This is a genomic window from Candidatus Omnitrophota bacterium, assembly GCA_003598025.1.
In the GTDB taxonomy this organism is placed as follows: Bacteria; Omnitrophota; Gorgyraeia; order Gygaellales; family Profunditerraquicolaceae; genus Profunditerraquicola.
On sequence record QZKH01000002.1, the window covers coordinates 200,718 to 224,821 of the forward strand.

Annotated in this window: 23 protein-coding genes and 1 tRNA gene; 22 read left to right on the forward strand and 2 right to left on the reverse strand. The window is 42.7% G+C overall.

Annotated elements, in window-relative coordinates:
- From C4533_01265 to purN, 3 genes are read left to right on the forward strand one after another with little or no spacing between them, the layout of a single operon-like run.
- Entirely contained in the window at positions 1–609 is a 609-nt protein-coding gene (locus tag C4533_01265; GenBank protein RJP29647.1) for an RnfABCDGE type electron transport complex subunit A, read from the forward strand.
- 57 nt (positions 610–666) lie between these two features.
- On the forward strand, positions 667–1,491 hold the full coding sequence (locus tag C4533_01270; GenBank protein ID RJP29648.1) for an RnfABCDGE type electron transport complex subunit B: 825 nt from the start codon (positions 667–669) through the stop codon (positions 1,489–1,491).
- Positions 1,492–1,498: 7 nt separating this feature from the next.
- Positions 1,499–2,104 carry a phosphoribosylglycinamide formyltransferase gene (gene purN, locus C4533_01275; protein RJP29847.1) on the forward strand — a complete coding sequence of 202 codons (606 nt, stop codon included), beginning with the start codon at positions 1,499–1,501 and terminating at the stop codon, positions 2,102–2,104.
- Here purN and C4533_01280 read toward each other — a convergent pair.
- Together C4533_01280 and hflB are read right to left on the reverse strand one after the other, a co-directional pair.
- On the reverse strand, positions 2,085–2,960 hold the full coding sequence (locus C4533_01280; GenBank protein ID RJP29649.1) for a hypothetical protein: 876 nt from the start codon (positions 2,958–2,960) through the stop codon (positions 2,085–2,087). The two genes, purN and C4533_01280, sit on opposite strands and share 20 nt — an antisense overlap.
- Complete coding sequence (gene hflB, locus C4533_01285; GenBank protein ID RJP29650.1) at positions 2,941–4,614, reverse strand: ATP-dependent zinc metalloprotease FtsH; 1,674 nt, start codon at positions 4,612–4,614, stop codon at positions 2,941–2,943. The genes C4533_01280 and hflB overlap by 20 nt, the downstream gene beginning before the upstream one ends.
- A 133-nt stretch (positions 4,615–4,747) precedes the next feature.
- Here hflB and C4533_01290 point away from each other — a divergent pair, with 133 nt between their 5' ends.
- The 19 genes from C4533_01290 (at position 4,748) to C4533_01380 (ending at position 24,104) form a co-directional block, all read left to right on the forward strand.
- A complete protein-coding gene (locus tag C4533_01290) occupies positions 4,748–6,013 on the forward strand; it encodes a phosphopyruvate hydratase (GenBank protein ID RJP29651.1) in 1,266 nt (421 codons plus the stop codon).
- Between the two features lie 6 nt (positions 6,014–6,019).
- Positions 6,020–6,292: a hypothetical protein gene (locus tag C4533_01295; GenBank protein RJP29652.1), complete on the forward strand. Its 273-nt coding sequence runs from the start codon at positions 6,020–6,022 to the stop codon at positions 6,290–6,292.
- A gap of 98 nt (positions 6,293–6,390) precedes the next feature.
- Positions 6,391–6,464: transfer RNA gene (locus tag C4533_01300), tRNA-Met, on the forward strand.
- Between the two features lie 260 nt (positions 6,465–6,724).
- Positions 6,725–7,618: a hypothetical protein gene (locus tag C4533_01305; GenBank protein ID RJP29653.1), complete on the forward strand. Its 894-nt coding sequence runs from the start codon at positions 6,725–6,727 to the stop codon at positions 7,616–7,618.
- A 39-nt stretch (positions 7,619–7,657) separates the two neighbouring features.
- Positions 7,658–8,068 (forward strand): hypothetical protein, encoded by a 411-nt coding sequence (locus C4533_01310; protein RJP29654.1) that lies wholly within the window; start codon positions 7,658–7,660, stop codon positions 8,066–8,068.
- 253 nt (positions 8,069–8,321) lie between these two features.
- Positions 8,322–8,576: a hypothetical protein gene (locus C4533_01315; GenBank protein RJP29655.1), complete on the forward strand. Its 255-nt coding sequence runs from the start codon at positions 8,322–8,324 to the stop codon at positions 8,574–8,576.
- Between the two features lie 172 nt (positions 8,577–8,748).
- On the forward strand, positions 8,749–10,041 hold the full coding sequence (locus C4533_01320; protein RJP29656.1) for an adenylosuccinate lyase: 1,293 nt from the start codon (positions 8,749–8,751) through the stop codon (positions 10,039–10,041).
- Between the two features lie 194 nt (positions 10,042–10,235).
- Positions 10,236–13,139 carry a phosphoribosylformylglycinamidine synthase subunit PurL gene (purL, locus tag C4533_01325; protein ID RJP29657.1) on the forward strand — a complete coding sequence of 968 codons (2,904 nt, stop codon included), beginning with the start codon at positions 10,236–10,238 and terminating at the stop codon, positions 13,137–13,139.
- Positions 13,133–13,813: a TIGR00730 family Rossman fold protein gene (locus C4533_01330; protein ID RJP29658.1), complete on the forward strand. Its 681-nt coding sequence runs from the start codon at positions 13,133–13,135 to the stop codon at positions 13,811–13,813. Before purL ends, C4533_01330 begins: the two co-directional genes overlap by 7 nt.
- A complete protein-coding gene (purQ, locus tag C4533_01335; protein ID RJP29659.1) occupies positions 13,800–14,624 on the forward strand; it encodes a phosphoribosylformylglycinamidine synthase I in 825 nt (274 codons plus the stop codon). Before C4533_01330 ends, purQ begins: the two co-directional genes overlap by 14 nt.
- On the forward strand, positions 14,621–16,015 hold the full coding sequence (locus tag C4533_01340) for an amidophosphoribosyltransferase (GenBank protein ID RJP29660.1): 1,395 nt from the start codon (positions 14,621–14,623) through the stop codon (positions 16,013–16,015). The genes purQ and C4533_01340 overlap by 4 nt, the downstream gene beginning before the upstream one ends.
- A 21-nt stretch (positions 16,016–16,036) precedes the next feature.
- Positions 16,037–17,482, forward strand: a complete 1,446-nt coding sequence (locus C4533_01345; GenBank protein RJP29661.1) for an amidophosphoribosyltransferase — start codon at positions 16,037–16,039, stop codon at positions 17,480–17,482.
- Positions 17,479–18,501 (forward strand): phosphoribosylformylglycinamidine cyclo-ligase, encoded by a 1,023-nt coding sequence (locus tag C4533_01350; GenBank protein ID RJP29662.1) that lies wholly within the window; start codon positions 17,479–17,481, stop codon positions 18,499–18,501. Before C4533_01345 ends, C4533_01350 begins: the two co-directional genes overlap by 4 nt.
- A 19-nt stretch (positions 18,502–18,520) precedes the next feature.
- On the forward strand, positions 18,521–19,393 hold the full coding sequence (locus C4533_01355; protein ID RJP29663.1) for an SPFH/Band 7/PHB domain protein: 873 nt from the start codon (positions 18,521–18,523) through the stop codon (positions 19,391–19,393).
- A 161-nt stretch (positions 19,394–19,554) separates the two neighbouring features.
- On the forward strand, positions 19,555–20,844 hold the full coding sequence (gene purD, locus C4533_01360) for a phosphoribosylamine--glycine ligase (GenBank protein RJP29664.1): 1,290 nt from the start codon (positions 19,555–19,557) through the stop codon (positions 20,842–20,844).
- Between the two features lie 15 nt (positions 20,845–20,859).
- Positions 20,860–21,342 (forward strand): 5-(carboxyamino)imidazole ribonucleotide mutase, encoded by a 483-nt coding sequence (purE, locus tag C4533_01365; GenBank protein ID RJP29665.1) that lies wholly within the window; start codon positions 20,860–20,862, stop codon positions 21,340–21,342.
- Complete coding sequence (locus C4533_01370; protein ID RJP29666.1) at positions 21,339–22,403, forward strand: threonylcarbamoyl-AMP synthase; 1,065 nt, start codon at positions 21,339–21,341, stop codon at positions 22,401–22,403. The genes purE and C4533_01370 overlap by 4 nt, the downstream gene beginning before the upstream one ends.
- A gap of 1 nt (position 22,404) precedes the next feature.
- Positions 22,405–22,863, forward strand: a complete 459-nt coding sequence (gene rpiB, locus C4533_01375) for a ribose 5-phosphate isomerase B (GenBank protein ID RJP29667.1) — start codon at positions 22,405–22,407, stop codon at positions 22,861–22,863.
- Positions 22,857–24,104: a serine hydroxymethyltransferase gene (locus C4533_01380; GenBank protein RJP29848.1), complete on the forward strand. Its 1,248-nt coding sequence runs from the start codon at positions 22,857–22,859 to the stop codon at positions 24,102–24,104. Before rpiB ends, C4533_01380 begins: the two co-directional genes overlap by 7 nt.

Here is a 24,104-nt window from a genome sequence, read left to right on the forward strand (position 1 = left end):
ATGGATTTTGGCAGAATTTTAACCATAGCGATCAGTATGGTTTTTATAAATAATTTTATTCTTTCGAAATTTCTAGGGTTATGCCCGTTTCTTGGCGTATCCAAAGAAACAAAGCCAGCCCTTTCAATGGGATTTGCCGTAATATTCGTTATGACATGTTCTGCAGCCATAACCTGGTTGTTATATAATTTTGTGCTGCTTAAATTTAATATTCCTTATCTTAGTACCGTTACATTTATATTGGTCATAGCTGCTTTTGTCCAGTTCATAGAGATGGTTATACGCAAGCATTCACCTCTTTTGTATAGGAGCTTGGGTATTTATCTGCCTTTAATCACAACTAACTGCGCTGTTTTAGGCGTTACTATACTTAATATCGATGATTTCTTTATAAAGGGGCAGGCTGTTGCCGGGAGCTTTGTTTATTCAGTAGCACAGGCATTTTTTGGAGGCATAGGGTTCCTTTTAGCATTAATCCTTATGTCCGGCATAAGAGAGAGGTTAGAACTGACTGAGAGCCCGAAATGTATGCAGGGGGTGCCGATTGCTTTTGTTATTGCTTCATTGATGAGCCTTGCTTTTATGGGTTTTGCGGGATTCTCCCGCTGAGTATTATAGAATTTACGGGGTTTCTTGATATGAAATTCCCGAAGGGAAAATTTTAGAATGAATATTTTAATACCTGTCTTGATAGTTACTATTTTAGGCCTTGTTTTTGGGATATTACTGGCTTTGGCTTCCAGGAGATTCTGCGTTGAGGTTGACCCGCGCCTGGATAAGATTTATTCAAAACTTCCCGGTGCCAACTGTGGGGCCTGCGGCATGCCCGGATGCATGGGCTTTGCTGAGGCATTGATCCAGGGTACATGTACAATAGACCGTTGTGCGGTTACCGAGCAGGAAGTCAGGAAAGAAATCGCTGAGATATTAGGCGTAGAGCATACTGTAAAAATAAAAAGAGCAGCGGTACTGCATTGTCATGGTGGTAACAAAAGGGTAAAGAATAAATTTGATTACGTAGGCATTCAAGACTGCATCTCCGCAAATATCGTAATGTCCGGGCCAAAGGCCTGCGTATACGGCTGTATTGGTTATGGTACGTGCGCCAAGGTATGCCCTTTCGGCGCCATTGAAATGAGCACCGAGGATTTACCGGTAGTCAATGAAGACAAGTGCACTGCCTGCGGCAAGTGTGTTGCGGCCTGCCCCAAGGGGTTGTTTTCTCTTGTAAGCGTTAGCAAGAATTTTGCCGTGCGTTGTAAATCGCTTGATATGGGTAAGAAAGTTATGGATGTCTGTTCAGTCGGCTGTATTGCCTGCCGGAAATGCGAAAAGGCCTGCCCCGTAAAGGCGATTAGAATAGAGAACAACCTTTCTATTATAGACTATTCTCTCTGCGATAACCGCGGCCAATGTTTTAAGGTCTGCCCGACTAAGAGTATAGCTATAAAAGAAAATAAATCCTGGCGGACAAAGGCACAAGGAGAGTAGTGTTATGATAAATATCGCAATTTTTGCTTCAGGAAGAGGTTCTAATTTTTCGGCTATAGCTAAAGCCGTAAAAACCGGAAAAATAAAAGCAAATTTGCGGCTTTTAGTCTGTGATAACGAAGAAGCGCAAGTAATCCGGAAAGCAAGGAGAGCGAAAGTTGAAATAGCGCTGGTTAAGCGCGAGCTTTTTGACTCAAAAGAAGATTTTGAAGCTAAGATCATCAAACATCTTAAAGAGAATAAAATCGGGCTCATAGTATTAGCCGGTTTTATGAGAATGTTAAGCCATGATTTTGTGAAGCTGTATAAAGGCCGTATTATAAATATACACCCTTCGCTACTTCCTTCTTTTAAGGGCGCACATGCGATAAAGGATGCTTTTGATTATGGGGTAAGGCTGACTGGCGTTACGGTGCATTTTGTAGATGAGAAGATGGACCATGGACCGGTGATATTGCAGGCGCCTGTAGAGATCAGGCCTAAGGATACATTAGCCTCGCTTGAGTCCCGCATACACAAGTTGGAACACCGGCTTTATCCCGAAGCAATAAATATGTTCCTGAATAAACGCATGGTAATTTCCGGCAGGAAGATCAGAATAGTTTATCGTTGAATTTCGCCCTGATGGCAGGCTGGTTCAGTATGGTTTTGTTGTTGGTCGCCAGGTTCACTAATTCCACCTCATTAAAATCCCTAAATTCATAGATCTTTATTGTGTTGATTACGACTTTAAGGATCTCATTCTCGATATCGGCGCCTTTTTCTACCTCTGGTTTCTGGAATTTAAGCTTTATGCGGTTGGTTATCTGCGTTAATATAAATTCCGGCATGCTGATTTCATAGAAGTTATATCCGGTGCCGTCTTTATTTCCGGTTACTTCGGGGATGCTCTCGATGATCTGGATTATCCTGTGCTGAAACTCTGTCCAGGAGATAAAATCATAATAGGCTTTCTTGAAGTCCAGCTGGTAAAATGTCTGCTGTAATATTATCCCATTTTTTGTGTCCGCGACAACCAGGCAGTAAAAATCCGGTGCCTTTGTTTTTTTATTATCTATGCTGAATATTATTCTTCTCAGCGTTTTCATTACATTAGTAATTTTATCCTGGATTTCCTTATTGAATTTATACTCATCAATCTTTTCTTTTTCCGGCACCTGCTGAATAAGGTATTCTAGCGTAATAATGTTATTCTCAATTTTACCTGTATTATTTTTTATTTCGAATTTTTCGATATATTTCTGTGGTTTGTCGGATTTTACAAATATATCTTCTACCGGGAGGTATACCCAGAGTGTTTGGCCGGTTAATTTGGCAGTGACCTGGGTTGAGTATTCCTTATTAAGGATATCTTGTAAGGCTCTTTCAACGTCTTTTTTTAAATAGGTGGGTTCTGTAGAAGAAGTGCATCCGGAAATGGCAATGGCAGAGATTATCGCGATAAAACAATTAAGAGCGAGCCTTGCCAAGCTCCTTGAATATCGATTCGATCTCATCGTAATTAAGTTCTTCTTTCTGGAATAATTCGTTTGCAAATCTGTCTAGAAGATTAATCTCGGCAGCAAGGAGTTCCTCTGTCTCTTTAAGGCAGGAGTGGAGTATATCTTGGACATCTTTATCCAGCTTGGCTTTGGTTTCTTCGGATAGTAACATGGGTTGCCCCGGCCGCGAAGCAAGTAGCGCTCCGAAATTTCCGACCATGCCTGATTTTCCCATGCCCCAGCGCCAGACCATATTATGCGCATTGCTTAAGGCGACCTGAAAATCACTGTCAACCCCGGCTGAAGTAAAGCCGAATTTAATTTTTTCTGCAGCATAACTTCCCAGCGCTATCTTTATCTCTGTCAGCAGATCTTTCTCGTCTTTAATAAAAGTTTCTTCCTTCTCGGGTATCCAGGTAGCGCCGCCGGTATTTTTCCGCGGGATGATAGTGGCTTTAAATACGTCTTTTGAAGGAGCAAGCAGGTATGTGACTATGGCATGCCCAGATTCATGGTAGGCTGTAAGGAGTTTTTCTTCTTTGCTCATTTTGATTCTTCGCTTGATGCCCAGGGTTATTCTTTCCCTGGCTTCCTCAATCTCATTCATGCCGATAAGGCTTTTCTTTCTTCTTACCGCAATAAGGGCTGCTTCCCTGATAAGATTTGCTACATCAGCCGGGGAATAGCCGACAGCTATTCTTGCTAAGCGCTGTATATGGATATCCCTGTTATCGTATTTTACTTTTTTCAGGTAATAATCAAATAATTTTTCTCTGTCTTCTAATCCGGGGAGATCAACGTGGATTTTACGGTCAAACCTGCCTGGCCTGATCAAGGCAGGGTCGAGGAAGCTTTCTGGGGCATTGGTTGCGCCTATGACTATCACATTTAGGTCCTTTTCCTTTAAGCCATCCATCTCAACCAGTAACTGATTTACGGTAGTATTAAATTCAGTCTGGCCGCCGAAGCCTTTATCGGTAGAACGCTGGGCTCCGACAGCATCTATCTCGTCGATAAAGATAATGCAGCCGCCTTCAAATTCCGCTAATTGCCGTGCCTGCTTGAATAAACTGCGTATTCTGCCTGCACCGACACCAACAAACATCTCTACAAATTCAGAACCAGACATCGAGATAAACGGTAATCCCGCTTCGGTTGCTATCGCCTTTGCAAGATATGTCTTTCCGCATCCGGGAGGGCCTATCATCAGTATGCCTTTAAGGATTTTCCCGCCTACTCTTTGGAGTTCTGCGCGGTCTTTAATTAATTTAACGACTTCCAGCGCTTCTTCTTTTGCTTCATCCATACCGATAACATCGGTCCAGGTGATGCCTAATTCTTTACCGTCAATGGATTTTTTCTGTTTTTGGGTAAAAGACTGTGCACCTTTTTTAAAATAAAGCCAGTACATGAGGAAGGTATATACTACGCCGAAGATAAGGGCAGTCACTATGGAAAGGTAAAGCTGAAGGGGTATCATGGCTAATTGGGACTGCCTTAAGTACGATTCTGATTCGTTCCAGGCCTTAATGCCGGTTATAATAAAAATAACCACTGATACACCGAAAACGCATAGTATGCTTACGAGAAGTATTTTTATCCAATGAAGCTTCCAGTAAAGTTTCAGCTTTTTAGAATCCATAATTACTCCTTTGTATCCTTATTAAATAACATATTAAAATGGCCAAGTCAATTCTTTTCTTGACCAGCTTACTTTTATATGTATAATATACTTTCCACCAACCACTACAAACAAATCAGAGGGAGAAATTGATATGGCAAAGATAGTTAAGGTAATAGCAAGGGAGATCCTGGATTCCCGGGGGAACCCGACCGTTGAGGTTGATGTTGTGCTGGATAACGGTATCTTAGGCAGAGCGGCAGTCCCCTCAGGGGCTTCAACCGGAGACAACGAGGCGTTGGAGCTGAGGGACGGAGATAAAAAAAGATACATGGGTAAAGGCGTGCTTAAGGCAGTAAATAACGTAAATAATGTAATATCTTCCAGGATAAAGGGATTGGAGCCGGATTATAAGAAGATTGATGAGGCTTTACTCAAGCTGGACGGAACAGATAATAAGTCAAAGCTGGGGGCAAACGCGATACTCGGGGTATCTTTAGCTGTTGCCAAAGCAGCTGCCTTAGATAAAAGCATACCTTTATATAAATATTTAGGGGGAGAAAAAGCTAATATACTGCCAGTTCCATTAATGAATATACTTAACGGCGGCTTGCATGCTGACAATAACCTGGATATACAGGAGTTTATGATAATGCCAATAGGAGCGCCTAAATTTAGTGAAGCTCTAAGGTATGCTACCGAAGTCTTCCATAATCTGAAGTCGATACTAAAATCCAAAAAGTTGTCTACTTCCGTAGGGGATGAAGGAGGTTTTGCGCCTAATCTGCAGTCTAACGAAGAGGCTTTGGAACTTATCATAGAAGCTATTGAGAAGGCCGGATATAGGCCTGGCAGGGATATATCCCTGGCTTTGGATTGTGCCTCGAGCTCTTTTTATAAAGACGGTGCATATACATTTGAAAACGCAAAAAAGACTTCCCAAGATTTAATATCTATTTATAAAAAATGGATAGAGAAATACCCTGTTGTCTCCATTGAGGACGGCCTCTCTGAACATGATTGGTCTGGCTGGAAGAATATGACCCAGGCACTCGGAAACAGGCTCCAACTGGTTGGAGATGATATTTTTGTAACTAATCCGTCTATATTCAAAAAAGGTATTGATGAAAAGATCGGAAATGCTATACTAGTTAAAGTCAATCAGATCGGTTCGCTCTCCGAGACCCTTGAGACCGTCAACATGGCTAAAGAAAACAAGTATAATTCCGTAATGTCGCATCGTTCAGGGGAGACAGAAGACGTTACTATCGCGCATCTGGCGGTTTCTACCGGATGTGGCCAGATAAAAACAGGGTCTTTGTCGCGTACCGACAGGATATGCAAATATAATGAGCTTCTCAGGATAGAGCAGGAATTAGGCAGTAATGCAGTATATTTTGGTACGCTCTGGAAGAAGTAATAATGTATGTTAAAGAAAGCATTTTGGTTGTTCGGTATCGCGGTTTTGCTACTGATAATCTTTCTTCCGGGCTACACCAAGCTTCAGGAATTAAGGGAGAGAAATAACGATCTCGAGAAAAAAATGCGGGATCTGAATATAAATAATTATTTACTTACGGAAGAACTGAAACGCGTAAAAAGCGATACTCTTTATCAGGAAAATGTCGCAAGGCAAAAGATGGGGGTTGTCCGTAAGGGTGAAGTACCGATAAAAGTAATACCGGAAGAAAGTAGATAAAGTAAGTTTGTGCATGGTTCATAGAGCGTAGTTCATGGATTTGATTAATTTATTCAGAACAGTGCTCTGTGCACGGTGAACCGTGAACTCTATAGATTCGCGGGGTGGAGCAGTCTGGTAGCTCGTCAGGCTCATAACCTGAAGGTCGTCCGTTCAAATCGGGCCCCCGCAATATTTTTAGAGTCCGTTCTCCCTCATAGATAAAACCAACATCCGCCAGAATTATCCTTGATTTTCTTAATATATTTTTCCCTTGAATTATTGATTTGATGAAGTAAAATATAACCTGTAAGTATTTGATCCCGGCAGTAGATAAATATTGCAGCAGGTTCATCCGGGATTCCATTCTTATGGAGGTGGGAATGGAAAATATGAAATCGCCCCAGAACTGCTGGCAATATTGCTCTTGTGTTAAGGCTATTAGAGAGCGCTGTGCTGTTTATAAAGAAAAATATGGGCAGAGATGCTGGTTTCTCGCAGGATGCTCTCCTATGCAGCCTAGAGAATTCAAGAATTGCTGGGAATGCCCCTGGTATGCTGAAATATCAAAAAGAGAAAAAGTCCGAAACCGGGTCAAACAGGAATAATATTTTTGAATATATGACTCCTCGCGATAAATTTAATACGGGAACTGTCTTAAAGCAGCCCCCGTATTTTTTTTATCGGCAGGCCGCAATATTTTTCTTGCTGGTTTTTATATCAGCAAATACCTGCACATATTCTTACGCCGAAACCGTGATTCTTAAATCCGGAAAACAGGTCAACGGAGACATCATTGAGAGGACAGATAAGCATATAAAAATTGATTTTGAGGGCGTGCCGTTGGTGTATTTTGTTGATGAAATTGACAGGATCGTCCCTGAACCTTCTCCGGAGCTTTTAAAGATAGAAGGCAGCCTTGACCGTAATGCAGACATAATCCGGCCGGAAGCACAGAGCCCTGAGGAGGAAGTTCCCGCTCAGGAATACGAGAATGAGGTTAACGCAATAGTACAGGATTCAATGTCATCTATAATGAGCGAATCAAACAGTATTATGCAGGGCTCAGGCAACAAGGCCTCACTGGAAGGGGTAAAGAAAAAATCCGAGGAAGCTTATAAAAAACTTCAGAACATGAAAGCGCCGGAAGGGGCCAGCCAGCAGCATCAGCTTTTGGCTGATACTTTCAAGCTTTCCTCTGAACTTATGAAAGCTGCAATGGATGGCGATCAGGCAAAGATAGCCGAAATAAACAGTAAATTGATGCAGCTTAGGCAAGAGATTACGTCACAGGCCGCGACAAGTAATGTACCGGATAGAAACAGTAACACCGGAAATAAAAAATAATTTTTTAATTCTATTGTGGAGAGATATTCTTTGGAGATAATGGAAAGTAAACAGATAAGGATTTCTTTGATATCACTGCTTTCGTTGATATTTTTTGGCTATAGTTTCTTGTTTTTTACTTTCTTTTTCCCTTTGAGAAGCTACCCCTGGTTTATCACTCTTAAATATTTGTTTTGTACTATTGTCAGCCTGCTAGGATTGATCGCTTCGATCTTTGTGTTTGACAATAAGAAATGGGCGCTGAAAATGATACTTGGCTCCTGTCTGGTTTTTCTCGGGTTTTGGCTTATCACGGATATCGGCCAGTTTATTGCCCTGGAGTCTTTGTTAAAGAGCCCGATAGCCAGGCTTTCGATAGTCCTGAATGAAAGAAAAGTAATCGTATATATATTTTGGTTACTACTTGCCTGGTTCTTATCTCTGCCTAAAATACGGGATGAATTCAAATAGTGCATAGAGATGAGTTCATGGTTGATGGTTCGTGGACATATGAATATTTCTATGAACCATGAACTATGAACAATGAACTAATATAATCCCCTTGACAATTTCTGGTTCATGGATAATATATAAATGATTGGTAAGGTAGAAAAAATTTATAGCAGCAAAACGTCTTCATAACATTTTATTTACAAACCTGCCTTATCAAGCCACCATAATTAACAAATAATTACAGCAAAAATATTTCTTTAGGAGAATTTCTATGGATGCGATTCTTTTCCTCAGGCTTCTGGATGACGAACGTGTTGCCCGGGAGATTGACAGGTACAAATGGATAGAGAGTGAAAGGCTAAAAAAGGATATAGGCAGGGAAAGGGCAGCTATGGAATGGATCAAGGCCTACGGCATGATTTGGCTTAAAATACACAAGCCAAATGACTATAGCTTTCTTATAGGCCGGGGAAAAACCGGTTATTTAGATAGCAGTCAAGCTAAACCTTTGACTGCGAAGATATAATAAGATTGCTTGCAGCATTATTGAAGGTCACCCGGGTTAAAATTAGCGTTTTTTGGCTGGCTGACAAGTTTATATACCTCTTTTAGTTAGGCAAAATCAGCATTTATAGCTATAGAAATTGATTTGCCAAAGATTTAAATTCTGATATAATAATTGCCTGCGGAGGATGCCTATGATTGAGCGTTATTGTCTGCCCCAAATGGGAAAAATATGGCAGGAGGATTTTAAGTTCAGGACGATGCTTGCCATAGAAATATTTGCCTTAGAATACCTTGCCTCTAAAAAAGCGGTCCCGCTTGACTCTCTAAAAAGAATAAAGAAAAAAGCAAAATTTGATATTAAACAGATAAAGAAAATAGAAGAAAAAACCCAGCACGATGTCGTTGCTTTTGTCAATTGCGTCGGAAGTTATATCGGGAAAGACGCAAAATACCTGCATATGGGGCTTACGTCTTCAGATGTGCTTGATACTACTTTAGGGGTACAACTTAAGAGTGCTTCTGATATTATAGTCGGCGGACTTAACAGGGTGCTTTTTGTGCTTTCCAGAAAAGCCTTGAAATATAAAGATATGGTTTGCATAGGCAGGACCCACGGTATACATGCTGAACCGACGACATTCGGCCTTAAGCTGGCGCTATGGTATGACGAAACCAAGCGTAATATAGAAAGAATGCGTTCCGCAAAAGAAGCAGTATCAACCGGAAAGATATCCGGAGCTGTGGGTACATATGCCAATATAGACCCGCAGGCAGAAGCTTATATCTGCAGGAAGCTCGGGCTCAGGCCGGCTAAGATTTCTACACAGATAATCCAGAGGGATATTTATGCCGAGTATATGTGCACATTGGCTATAATCGGAGCTTCTTTAGAAAAATTCGCCACTGAGATAAGGCATCTTCAGCGTACGGAAGTCCTGGAAGCAGAAGAGCCTTTTGGAAAAGGCCAGAAGGGGTCTTCTGCTATGCCGCATAAGAGAAACCCTGTTATTTGTGAACGTATATGCGGTCTCAGCCGTTTATTGAGAGGTAATGCGTTAGTTGCGCTTGAGAATGTGTCATTGTGGCATGAGCGCGATATCAGCCATTCTTCGGCAGAAAGGGTTATATTTGCCGATTCTACCCTGGCGTTGGATTACATGCTCCATAAATTCATAGAAGTAATCGATGGGCTCGTTGTGCATCCTGATAATATGCTGGCGAATATGGCTAAGACCAAGGGCCTGATATTTTCTCAAAGGGTGCTTTTAGCGCTTATGGCTAAGGGTCTTGCGCGCAGCCAGGCTTATGATATAGTGCAGAGGTGCGCGATGAAGACCTGGAAGGGCCAAAAGAGTTTCAGGGATAACTTACTTCAAGACAGCCAGCTCCTGAAACATCTCAACCCCAAAGAATTAGATAAGATATTTGACTTGGATTATTACCTCCGGCATGTTGATAAGATCTTCCATAATGTCGGGCTGTAATAATATATACAATATTGTTAATGCTTTACCCTGCCAGAAATAATAAGCGGTACCATTGAGCAGAAATTAAAAGCAGAGCAGGAAGTTGAGAGGGTGTCGTTTGTCCTTAGAATAAACCACTCTTTGGGAAATAAATAATACATTATTTTGCCTTTTAAAACTAATTTTTTCCTGCCTAATTTTACGGAGTTTTCATGTCTTGGAAAATTGAAATAAAAGATAAAGCCGAGGTATTTGATGCAATCGGAGAGGGTATTAAGCGGGATATCTTTGACCTGGGTATTTACGACGTTGAAGATGTAAAGTTTATACAGATATATATAATAAAGGACAGCATTACCCCTGATGATGTAAAGAAAATATGCGAGGAAGTCCTTTTAGACAGCGTTTCACAAGAGTACTCTTTTTCAAAAACCAGCCAAATAAACAATAGTTTCGGCAATAATACCCACGTAGTCGAAGTAGCCTATAATCCGGGAGTTATGGACCCGGTTGAAGAGTCCAGCCTTAAAGCAATCAGGGACATAGGAATATCCGCGGTAACTTCCATAAAAACAGCTAAAAAATATATCATCAAAGGCAGGCTTAATAACCATCAGCTGAAAATAATCTGTGATAAATTATTATACAATAAGCTTATACAGCATATAGTCCCGCGCATGGCAGAAGACAAAATCCCGGCGGAAGTAAAATATCAATTCAGATTAGTTACTGTCGGGTTGCTAAAAGCCGGTGATAAGAAATTAATGCAGCTTAGTAAAAGCGGGCAATTGTTTCTTAATATAAATGAGATGCGCGCAATTAAGGATTACTTCAGGAAGCTTAAACGCGATCCTACGGATTGTGAGCTGGAGACCATAGCCCAGACCTGGTCAGAGCATTGCTGGCATAAAACGTTCAGGGGTAAGATAGATTATAAACAGTCAACTGTGAACGGTGCACTGTGCACTAAAAAGATTGATAATCTCCTTAAATCAACGATAATGAAGGTCACCAAAGAGCTTAATAAGCCCTGGTGCGTATCGGTATTCAAGGATAACTCAGGTGTCATAAAGTTTGATGACGATTACAACATTTGTTTTAAAGTAGAGACCCATAACCATCCTTCAGCACTTGAGCCTTTCGGAGGGGCAAATACCGGTGTGGGCGGGGTAATCCGTGACCCGTTAGGCACCGGTATGGGCGCAAAACCTATCCTTAATACCGACGTTTTTTGTTTTGCCAGCCCGGATTATCCTTTCAGTAAATTACCGGCAGGTACGTTGCATCCGAAAAGAGTGATGAAGGGGGTTGTTTCAGGAGTCAGGGATTATGGTAACAAAATGGGGATCCCCACTGTTAACGGCGCCATCCTTTTTCATGACAGATTTGTGGGCAATCCATTAGTTTATTGCGGCACCGTCGGAATAATGCCTAAAGACAAAGCATTTAAAAACCCGAGGAAGGGGGATTTAATCGTTGTAGTCGGCGGCAGGACGGGAAGAGACGGCATACACGGTGCGACATTCTCTTCCGGCGAGCTTACCCATGAGTCTGAAACAATATCAAGCGGGGCAGTCCAGATCGGTAATCCCATACAGGAAAAAAAGATGGTTGATACTATCCTTAAAGCAAGGGATAGGGGTTTGTATAGCGCGATAACTGATTGCGGAGCTGGCGGGCTATCCAGTGCGGTCGGGGAAATGGGCCAAGACCTGGGAGCGGTTGTATATTTGGATAAAGTCCCGCTTAAATATAGCGGCCTCTCTTATATGGAGATATGGATCTCGGAGTCGCAGGAAAGAATGGTCCTTTCGGTGCCGAAAGAGAATATAGCAGAATTGATAGATGTTTTTACTAAGGAGAATGTGGAAGCAGCAGTTATCGGAGAGTTCCCGGGTGATGATAAATTAAGGCTTTATTATAACGATAAGAAAGTCTGTGAATTGGAAATGGGTTTTCTGCATGAAGGGCTGCCTAAAATAGAAAAGAAAGCCGTATTTAAACAGCATATTTACAGGGAACCGAAGCTTCGCTGTCCAAAGGATGTGACTAAAACTTTAAAACAGCTTCTTTCTCATTATGATATCTGTTCCAAGGAGTGGGTTATAAGGCAATATGACCATGAAGTCCAGGGGGGGTCTGTTGTTAAGCCTCTTATAGGCAAGTTTAACGACGGCCCGGCTGATGCTTCAGTAAACAGGCCTTTATTAAATTCAAACAGGGGCATTATTTTATCTAACGGGATCAATTTCAGGTTCGGCCTAATCGACCCTTACTGGATGGCTGCTTCATGCATTGACGAGGCATTAAGGCAGATAATCGCAGTCGGCGGATCACTTGGGAGGGTCGCATTATTAGATAATTTTTGCTGGGGCAATCCTGATAAGCCTGATAGGCTTGGAGGTTTAGTGCGCGCTGCTTTAGGATGTTATGATATTGCAAAAGGTTTTGGCCTGCCTTTTATATCGGGTAAAGACAGCCTGTATAACGAATTCACGGTCAATAAAAGATCCATCTCTATCCCGGGTACTTTACTGATTTCTGCCATTGCAGTCATGCAGGATGTATCAAAAGCCGTTTCGATGTACCTTAAGAAGCCGGGCAACCTCGTGTATATCGTAGGAGAAACTTTTAATGAGTTGGGAGGGTCACATTACTATGATATTCTTGGTTATGTAGGCAATACCGTACCGAAGGTAGATGTTATTAAGGCAAAGAAAACATTTGTCGCTTTAAGTAAAGCTGCCTCTAGCGGCCTGGTAGAATCTATCCATGATTGTTCTGACGGAGGCTTAGCCGTGAGTTGCGCCGAGATGTCTTTTGCTGGGAACCTTGGCATGAGAGTTTTCTTATCCGAGGCGCCGTTTAATAACAGCAAGGCAAGGCTTAGTAATGATTGTGTGCTTTTTTCCGAATCTAATTCCAGATTTATAGTAGAAGTGAGCCGCGAAAACCAAAAAGCTTTTGAAAAAACGCTTAAAGGCATTGTTTACGGCTTAATCGGATGCGTAACTAAAGAGGGTATATTGGAAGTCCATGGTTTAGACGGTAAAACATGTATCAGGGCATCTGTAGATGAGCTTAAGACGGCCTGGAAGGAGCCTTTGCAATGGTGAAAAATACTAAGCGCAAGAAAGACGAGCTATTGGATGATTCAGATGATTTTGTAAGGCAGGATACTTGGCGGGTGTTCCGTATAATGTCGGAATTCGTCGAAGGTTTTGAAGTATTATCCAAACTGGGAGAAGCTGTTTCGATATTCGGCTCAAGCAGGACAAAACCGGATAATAAACACTACAAATTGGCCGAGGAAGTCGCCTATCTTTTGGCAAAAGAAGGTTATGCTGTTATTACCGGCAGCGGCCCCGGGCTTATGGAAGCTGCCAACAAAGGGGCAAAGAGGGCATGCGGGTGTTCTGTGGGCTTAAATATTCAGATACCCAGCGAGCAAAAAGCAAATAAATATGTAGATACGCTTCTTGATTTTCATTATTTTTTTGTCAGAAAAGTGATGTTTGTTAAATATGCCAAAGCTTTTGTAATACTCCCCGGAGGTTACGGGACGCTGGATGAGTTCACCGAGGCCATTAATCTTATTCAGACCAAGAGGATATCCAAATTCCCCGTAGTCTTATTCGGCTCGGAATATTGGAAGGGCCTTCTGGATTGGCTTAAAAGCACTGTTTTAGCAAACGGTAACATAAGCAAAGAGGACCTGGATATTTTTGTTGTTGTGGATAAGCCCAAAGAAGTAGTCGATGCCATAAGGAAGTTTTATGCAAAAGCCTAAAGTCTGCGTATTAAGAAGCGCAGGTACCAACTGTGATTTAGAAACCGCTGCTGCTTTTGGAAAAGCAGGCGCTGTATGTGAATTAGTGCATATAAACGAGCTTATAGCAGGCAGCAGGAGCCTGCATAGTTTTCAGATATTGGCTATACCCGGCGGATTTACTTACGGTGATGACCTGGGCGCAGGCAGGGTTTTTGCCAATGAGCTGAGGTTTAAACTGCGCAAGGATATAGAGAATTTTATCTCAGAAGGAAAGGTCATAATAGGCATATGCAATGGTTTCCAGATATTAGTAAAAAGCGGGTTATTGGCAGGCGCTAAAGACTTTAAACAGCAGGCAAGCCTGATAATTAACGATAGCGCAAAATTTGAGGATAGGTGGGTTTATTTAAAGCCGTCAGCTATCAGCCGTCAGCTATCAGCTAAATGCGTGTGGACGCGTAATTTACCTGACAAGATTTATCTGCCGGTTGCCCACGGGGAAGGGAAATTCATAACCAGAGACAAAAATGTGCTTGATAACCTTTTTAAGAGCGGGCAGGTTGTTCTGCAATATTGCGATGAAGATACGCAGTTGGCAGACTATCCTTATAATCCGAACGGTTCAATAGAGAATATCGCCGGTATATGCGATGAAACGGGAAGGATCTTCGGGCTTATGCCGCATCCGGAGCGCCATATTGATCTATTGCAGCATCCAAGGTCATGGACTGAAAATGCAGCAGGAGTAAAAGAAGGCGATGGTTTGCAGATATTCAGAAACGGTGTTGAATATATAATAAATGAGCTTAGAAAGGGGAAATTTGAATGAGCGGTATATTCGGAGTAATCTCCAGGGACAGCTGTAGTGATGATTTGTTTTATGGCACTGATTATCATTCTCACCTCGGCACGCAGTTTGCGGGGCTGGCAGTTTCAACCGGGGAAATTCAACGTAAAATACATGATATAAAAGGCAGCCAGTTTAAAGCTAAATTCTTTACAGAATATAAAAATATGCAGGGGGCTATGGGCATAGGGGTGATCAGCTCTAAAGAAGAACAGCCCATATTGGTGCATTCCAGATTCGGTGCATTTGCCATAGTGACTAATGGATTTATTGACAATGCGGTTCAGCTAGCCGAGGATCTTTATAAGAAAGGGCAGTCCTTCAGTGAAGTAACCGACGGCTCTGTCAATACCACGGAATTAATTGCCAAATTAATAATAAGAGGAGAAAATATAATTGATGGCATAGAAAAGATGTTTAAGGCGATAAGGGGTTCCTGTTCCTTGCTTTTGTTGACTAAGGATGGGATCTATGCGGCCAGGGACCGTCTGGGATATAGCGCTTTGACTGTCGGGATAAAATCGGGCTCTTTCGCGGTCACTACAGAAACAAGCGCTTTTCATAATCTTGGATATAAAATAGACAAGAGCCTTGAGCCCGGAGAGATAATATTTTTAAACAAGCGAGGTATCACAACCAGAAAAAAGTGTTCGGATAAAAAACAAATTTGTTCATTCTTATGGATATATACCGGGTTTCCTGCTTCTTCCTATGAAGGCCACAACGTAGAGGCGGCAAGAGAAAGGTGCGGTCGCTGCCTGGCTAAGAATGATATGGTTGATGCGGATATGGTTGCCGGGATACCGGATTCAGGCACCGCGCATGCAATAGGTTATGCGATGGAATCAGGCATACCTTTACGCAGGCCACTGGTAAAATATACCCCTGGTTATGACCGTAGCTATACTCCGCCTTCCCAGCATATGCGTGATTTGGTCGCAAGGATGAAGCTTATTCCTATTCCCGAGATCATAAAGGGCAAGCGCATAGTTTTTTGTGATGATTCAATCGTCAGGGGCACGCAACTCAAGAATTATACTATTCAGAAACTCATTAATTGCGGAGCAAAACAGATCCATTTGAGGATCGCCTGCCCGCCGCTTATGTTCCCGTGCAAATTCAATTATTCCACCCGTCAGATAAAAGAATTAGCTGCCCGTAAGGCGATCAGAGCGCTTGAAGGCAAAGATACCAAAAATATAAAACGGTATCTTGATGAAGGATCATACGAATATAAAAGAATGGTAAAGTGGATTGCCAGGGACTTAAAGGTTGATACTTTAAGATATCTGAAACTGCAGGACATGATCCAGGCTATCGGTTTACCTGAGCAAAAAATATGCCAGTATTGCTGGACCGGCAAAGAGGGTTAACTTTTTTAAGCAGAGGAAAATATGGACGAATACGGTTTATTAAACGACCATCCAAAGGAATATTGCGGTTTGTTCGGAATAACCGGACATAAGCAGGCCAGCTGGCTTACATATCTTGGTTTGTATGCGTTGCAGCACAGGGGACAGGAGGCCTGCGGGATTGTATCGAACAACAACGGTTCCCTGCACGTACATAAAGATATGGGTTTAGTCGCTGATGTTTTCGACGGCCGTACTTTAAACAGTCTTAAGGGCGATACTGCCTGCGGCCATGTCAGGTATTCTACCACCGGTTCAAGTGTCTTGAAAAATTCCCAGCCGTTATTAATAGACTATGCCAAAGGTACAATGTGTATCGCGCATAACGGTAACCTAGTTAATTCCCTGGAATTAAGGTCATATCTGGAAAAGCGCGGTTCTATTTTTCAGACAACAACCGATTCAGAATTAATTATTCATCTTATGGCCAAGGCAAGATGCCGTGATTTGCAAGGAAGCCTTATGTATGCGCTAAAGCGGATAAGAGGGGCGTTTTCTTTGGTTATGATGAACAGAGATTCTCTTATTGGAGTAAGGGACCCATGGGGTTTCAGGCCGCTTTGTCTGGGCAAACTAAGAAATTCCTGGTGTCTGGCTTCTGAGACCTGCGCGCTTGACCTTATCGGAGCAAAATTCGTACGCGATGTAGAGCCGGGAGAAATCATCTTTATTTCGGATAATAAACTCAAGTCAGTAAAATTCAGCCCGCAGAAGAATAAATTCGCAATGTGTATCTTTGAACACGTTTATTTTTCCCGTCCTGATTCAATTGTTTTTGGCGAAACGGTGCATATGGTAAGGCGTAAGCTTGGCGAACAGCTGGCCAGGGAATATCCGGTGGATGCGGATTTTGTTGTCCCTGTTCCTGATTCCGGTTTTTCAGCCGCGATGGGTTATTCTCATGAGTCGGGTATACCTCTTGAAATGGGCATAATCAGGAACCATTATATAGGCAGGACATTCATACAGCCTGCCCAGGATATAAGGGAATTCGGGATAAGGGTAAAATTCAATCTGCTTAAAGATGTTTTAAGAGGCAAGAAGATTGTTATTGTTGATGATTCTATTGTCCGCGGAAATACTTCGAAGATCCGCGTCAGAAACTTAAGAAGGGCAGGCGTCAAAGAAGTGCATTTAAGGATTTCCTGCCCGCCGCACAGGCACCCTTGTTTTTATGGTATTGATTTTCACCGTTCCAGCGAACTGATCGCAAATAAATACGGCTCACTTGAACAGATAAGGAAATATTTAGGCGTAGACAGCCTGGGTTATCTCAGCCTTGAAGGGATGCACAAATGCCTTAAGAATCCCGAAAAATATTATTGTAATGCCTGCTGGACAGGCAGGTATCCGGTTAAAGCAGAGACAGGCCATAGCAAATTTTCTCTTGAGTCACGTTGCTGCGGCCAGGGAGAGATTAAATTATGAGACGAACAAAGAGCATAAACTATAAGTCTGCTGGAGTTGATATACACAAAGCAGAGAGTTTTAAAGAAAAGATAAAACCTTTGGCGAGGAAATCTTTTACCGGCGAAGTGATTAAGGATATCGGCGGGTTCGGTGCATTTTTCAGGTTCCCCCAAAAGGCCTACAAGAACCCGGTGCTGGTTTCTTCCTCTGACGGCGTAGGCACTAAGCTTAAGATAGCTGCGCTTGTCAATAAGCATGATACCATCGGTATAGATGCTGTGGCCATGAACGTAAATGACATACTTTGCACCGGGGCAAGGCCGTTGTTTTTTCTTGATTATTTAGCTTATAGCGACCTCAAGGAAGAGACCCTGCTGGATATAATCAAAGGGATAAATAACGGTTGCATTGAATCGGGGTGTTCTTTAATCGGAGGAGAAACTGCCCAGATGCCTGGCATGTATGATAAAGGTGAATATGATGTGGCCGGATTTTGCGTAGGGGCGATCGAAGAGGCCAATATAATCGATGGTTCAAGAATAGAAGAAGGGGATTTGGCTTTAGGCCTGGAATCAAGCGGACTGCATTCTAACGGTTTTTCATTGGTCAGAAAGGTTTTCTCCGAGGCAGAGCTTAAAAGGATGAGTAAAGAGCTGCTTGAACCCACGCGTATTTATGTAAAACCGGTGATTGCCTTGTTGGATAAATTCGGCTATGACTGTAAGGTAATCAGGGGCATATCCCATATTACAGGCGGTGCTTTTTATAACAAGATATCACGTATCCTACCGAGAAAATTTGATTTGAGGATTGACAAAAATTCCTGGGTTGTACCGAAAATCTTCAGGCTCGTTCAAAACAAGGGCAATGTCAGCGACAGAGACATGTACTCGACATTAAATATGGGTATTGGCATGGTATTATTTATTCCTAAAGCTGCTTTAAGCCAGGTTAAGGGCGAGTTGGAAAAATTCAGCTTGAAATCCTGGGTTATCGGGAAAGTCACCCCGGGAGCCAGGCAAGTGCATATAAATTAATTTTAAAAAAGGAGGAAAAATGGGCCCTTTGTTTACGATGACCATAGTATTCGCAGTTTTTATCTTTCTTTCCGGGATAAGGATAGTCCGTCCTACTCACCGCGGGCTGGTTGAGAGGCTGGGTAAATACAACCGTTTTGCCAACCCGGGTTTTAACTGGATAATACCGGTGATTGAGAGCCTTTATATGGTCAATATCACCGAGCAGATGGTTGATGCCGAGCCGCAGGAAATTATTACCAACGATAATTTAAATGCCCGTGTAGATGCACAGGTTTATTTTAAGGTCAAGCCTGATGAGGTAAGCGTAAAGAATTCCCTGTATAACGTTAATAATTATCAGTGGCAGATAGTCAATCTTGCCCGCACTACCTTAAGGAATATTATCGGCACGCTTACGCTTAAATCCGCTAACAGCGAAAGGGGTAAGATAAACGAAGAGCTGCATAAGACCCTTTGCGAAGAGACACAGAGCTGGGGTATTGAGATAGTGCGTACTGAGCTTAAGGAAATCGACCCTCCTAAAGATGTCCAGGAGACGATGAACAAGGTGGTAAAAGCTGAAAATGAAAAAATCGCCGCTATTGATTATGCAACAGCCACAGAGACTGCAGCTGATGGCCAGAAGAGGGCTGAAATTAAGAAAGCCGAAGGCATCAAGCAGGCCAGGATCCTTCAGGCTGAAGGCGAGGCTGAGGCGATCAAGCTGGTCAACGAGGCAGCTGAGCATTATTTTGTCGGTAACGCGCAGGTGCTAAGGAAATTAGAGGCAGTTGAGAAGTCGCTTGAAAATAACGCAAAAATAGTAGTCCCTTCAAATACAGAACTGGTCAACGTTATCGGCGAGATGGCAGGTGTATTGCCGCTTAGAAAAGAACAAAAAGAGAAATGAAGCTCATTAGGCTAAAGTCTGAGGTTTCTTGGAGCGAAATACTGAGCGTACACACTCCATCCGCACCTTCGAAGGTGCGGTTTTGTGACCGCGAACGTATAAATCACATTGCTGATTAACTATTAAACGATTAAGCTGTTCAACGCTTAAACAATAAAGTTATGCGAATATTAGTTATAGGTTCGGGAGGCAGAGAGCACGCGCTTGTCTGGAAAATAGCGCAGTCTAAATCGGTAGATAAGATTTTCTGTGCTCCCGGTAATGCGGGGATCGCGCAACAGGCAGAGTGTATCGATATTAAACCGGATGACATAACCGGGTTGTTGGATTTTGCCAGGAGGCAGAATGTTGACCTTACAGTAGTCGGGCCGGAAGTGCCTTTGTCGTTAGGTATAGCTGATGAGTTCAAAAAATATAAGTTAAATATTTTCGGGCCGAATAAAGCTGCTGCACAATTGGAATCAAGCAAGGTATTTTCCAAACAGATGATGGCCAGGTATCAGGTCCCGACTGCAGAGTTCAGGGTTTTTCAGGACTTAGATGAAGCAAAAAGGTTTATTTCTGTCAGGGGAGCGCCCTGCGTAATCAAGGCAGACGGCCTTGCGCAAGGCAAGGGAGTATTTGTCGCAAAGACGGTGGAAGAAGCAAACCAGGCAGCTTCTTTAATACTCAGGGATAAAATTTTCGGTAATTCCGGTAAGAAGATTATAGTCGAAGATTGCCTGGAAGGTCCGGAAGCATCCATATTGGTATTTACTGATTCAGAATATGTTATACCCCTTGCTTCAAGCCAGGACCATAAAAGGATATTTGATAATGACCAGGGGCCTAATACAGGGGGTATGGGCGCGTATTCTCCTGCGCCAGTGGTTGATAAGGCAATGTTCGATCTTATAATGCAGAAAGTAATATACAAGATGGTTAAAGGCTTATTAAATGAAGGTATCGAATACCAGGGTGTTTTATATGCCGGGATAATGATTACTAAAGATGGTCCAAAGACCCTGGAGTTCAATGTCCGTTTCGGGGACCCGGAGACACAGGCGATCCTGCCAAGGTTAAAAACCGACATTGTCGAGGTTATGTTGGCTTGCGCAAAAAAACAGCTTTCAAAAGTCAAGACATTGGATTGGGATAACCGTAGTTGTGTATGCGTTGTGTGTTCCTCAAAAGGTTACCCGGGGGCTTATGATAAAGGCAAAGAGATAAAAGGCATAGAAGAAGCTGAGAAAATAGAAGGGGTGAAGGTTTTTCATGCGGGAACAAAGTTTTTGCCGTCCACAGTCCACAGTCCACAGTCCACTTGCGTTACTGATGGAGGAAGGGTGCTGGGTGTCAGCGGCTTAGGAACCACGATTAAAGAAGCGATAAATAAAACTTATCAGGGAGTCTCAAAAATTCACTTTGATGGTATGCATTACCGTAAAGATATTGCCTCAAAGGCGCTATAACAGAGGAGGTATATTATGGCTAAAATCAGTATTATAATGGGAAGCCAGTCAGATTTAGAGACTGTTCAGGAAACAGTAAATATTTTAAAGGAATTCAAGGCCTCTTTTGAGATAAAAGTATTGTCAGCCCATAGGACCCCGCGTGAACTTGCTGCTTACGTAGAGAGCGCGCAAAAAAGAGGAGTAAAAGTTTTTATCGCTGCTGCAGGAGGGGCTGCGGCCCTGGCAGGTGTGATCGCTGCCCATACGATTTTACCGGTGATAGGCATACCCATAGAGACAAGCAGTCTAAAAGGCATGGATTCTTTGCTTTCTACCGTGCAGATGCCTGCGGGGGTGCCGGTTGCATCAATGGCTATAGGAAAGGCAGGTGCGCGTAATGCCGGCTTGTTTGCTTTGGAAATCGTTGCTTTGGAGGATAAGAATACCAGGGCAAGATTAGTTGCATATAAGAAGGAAATGAGGGATAAGATAAGGAACATAAAGATTAAGGTATGAGTATTAAGACAAAAATAGCCAGACTCGACCTGAACAGGCCGGATGATAATATATTAAAAGAAGCCGCTAATGTGATATTGCGCGGGGGCCTGGTAATAATACCTACCGAGACAGTCTATGGCATAGCCGCGAATATGTCTGATAAAAAGGCCTTATCCAGGCTGGCCCAGATAAAGAAACGCCCCGAAGAAAAACATTTTTCATTGCTGATAAACCATAAGGAAAGCGTCAACGATTTTGGCAGTAATATATCCACTAAAGCATACAAGATCATAGACAAGTTGTGGCCGGGGCCCTTGACTGTGGTGTTAAATTCAAGGGATGGCAGGACAGTAGGCATGCGTATGCCCGACCATGATGTCGCTTTAAGGATAGTAACCCTTGCCGGGATACCTTTGGCTTGCCCATCAGCCAACATTTCCGGCGCTCCTTCTCCCGTTGATTTCAATCAGGCAATAAAAGATATGGATGGGCATGTAGATTATGCCATAGATGCCGGGCCTACCAGGTTTCAGAGGGATTCTACCGTAGTTGACTTGACCGGTGAGGACGTACGGATATTAAGAGAGGGAGTAATCAGTAAGGACGTTATCGATAGAATAGCAAATAAGAAGACCGTATTATTTATATGCACGGGAAATTCATGCCGTTCGGTTATGGCTGAAGGATTATTAAAGCTTAAGCTGAAGGAAAAGAAGAGGGATGATGTTGAGGTGATTTCAGCCGGTATTATGATGCTCTCAGGTTTCGGGGCATCAGAAGAGACTATCCACCTGCTTAAGAGCCGGGGAATTGACGTCTCCAGGCATTTTTCCCAGCAGGTGACAAAAGCGATAATAAGGAAGTCGGATATAATCCTGGTCATGGAAAAGATCCATGAAGAAAAAATATTGCAGATGGTCCCGGAGGCAAGAAATAGGCTTTTCTTATTGAAAGAATTTGCTAAAATAAATGATAGTAACCTGGATATCCCTGACCCGATAGGAAAGGGAATGGAGTTTTACGAATCAACACTTGCGGTAATCAACGAAGCGGTAGAAAAGATAGCCGAGGTAATCTGATATGCTTAAAGAAAAAATAATAATAGGCTCTGACCACGCCGGGTTCCTGCTTAAAGAAAAAATAAAATCTTTTTTGCTGAGGAAAGGTTTTCAGGTAAATGACGTAGGTGCATTTTCAGAGGAGCGGTGCGATTACCCTGTTTTTGCACTTGCCGTAGCAAAAGCGGTATCTTGCGGGAAATACAAAAGAGGCATACTTATATGTAAATCCGGCATAGGCAATTCCATTGTGGCAAACAGATTGAGGGGCGTAAGGGCAGCCCTTTGCCATAATACGTTAGCCGCAAAATTGTCCCGCCGGCATAATGACAGCAATATCCTGGTAATGGGCTCAGCTTTCGTTAAGCCTGAGCTTGCTAAAAGAATGGTAGGCGCCTGGCTTAAAACAGAATTTATGAAAGGGCGTCATTTAAAGAGGTTAAAACTTATCAATAATATAGGGAAAGAATGTTTATGTTAAAAGGAAGATCATTAAAAAATACCGACCCAGAGATATATGATGCAATATTTAAGGAAGAGAATAGGCAGAAGGACAACCTTGAGCTGATCGCCTCGGAGAATTTTACCTCTTGCGCTGTTTTAGAGGCGCAGGGTTCTGTTCTGACGAATAAGTATGCCGAAGGATACCCGGGGCGCAGGTGGTACGGCGGCTGCCAGCATGTTGACGAGGCTGAAAGGCTGGCGATAGAAAGGGCAAAGAAATTATTTTCCTGCGAGCATGTAAATGTGCAGGCCCATTCAGGGACCCAGGCTAATATGGCAGTTTATTTTGCCGCCTTGAAGTTCGGCGATACTGTATTAGCCATGGATTTGTCCGCCGGCGGGCATTTAAGTCACGGGCATCCGCATAACTTTTCAGGCATGTTTTATAACGTAATAGGCTATGGCGTAAGCAGGCAGACAGAATCGCTCGATTACGATAACATATTATCTTTAGCCAAAAAGCATAAACCGCGCATGATACTTGCCGGCGCATCTGCTTATCCGCGGCTAATAGATTTTGTAAAGTTCCGTTCTATCTGTGATGAAGTCGGTGCGTATCTTTTTGTGGATATGGCCCATATTGCCGGGCTTGTAGCCGCAGGGATACATCCATCGCCTGTGCCGTATGCGGATTTCGTTACCTCTACCACCCATAAAACGCTTAGGGGCCCTAGGGGAGGATTTGTAATGTGCCGTAAAGAATTTTCCAAGAAAATGGATATGGAGATATTCCCCGGGATACAGGGAGGGCCGCTGATGCATGTTATCGCTGCAAAGGCTGTAGCCTTTAAGGAAGCCTCAACTGCCGCATTTAAATCTTACCAGAAACATGTAGTTGATAATTCAAGGGAGTTGGCGCTGGCTCTGCAAAAAAACGGGTTTCGTATCGTATCCGGAGGCACAGATACACACTTGTTATTAGTTGATCTTAGCAATAAAGGGGTAACCGGCAAAGATGCTTCTTACATATTAGAGGAAGCCGGTATCACCGTTAATAAGAACCTGATACCTTTTGATACTAAGGGTGCGGCTGTGACCAGCGGCATAAGGATAGGTACGCCGGCAGTGACTACCCGCGGCATGAAAAAACCGCAGATGCGAAAAATCGCACAGTTTATCTACGAAGCCATAGAATCAAAAGGCGATAAGATTGTATTGAATAGAATCAAGAAAGAAGTCATTTCTTTAACCAAAAAGTTCCCGCTGTATTCTAAATAG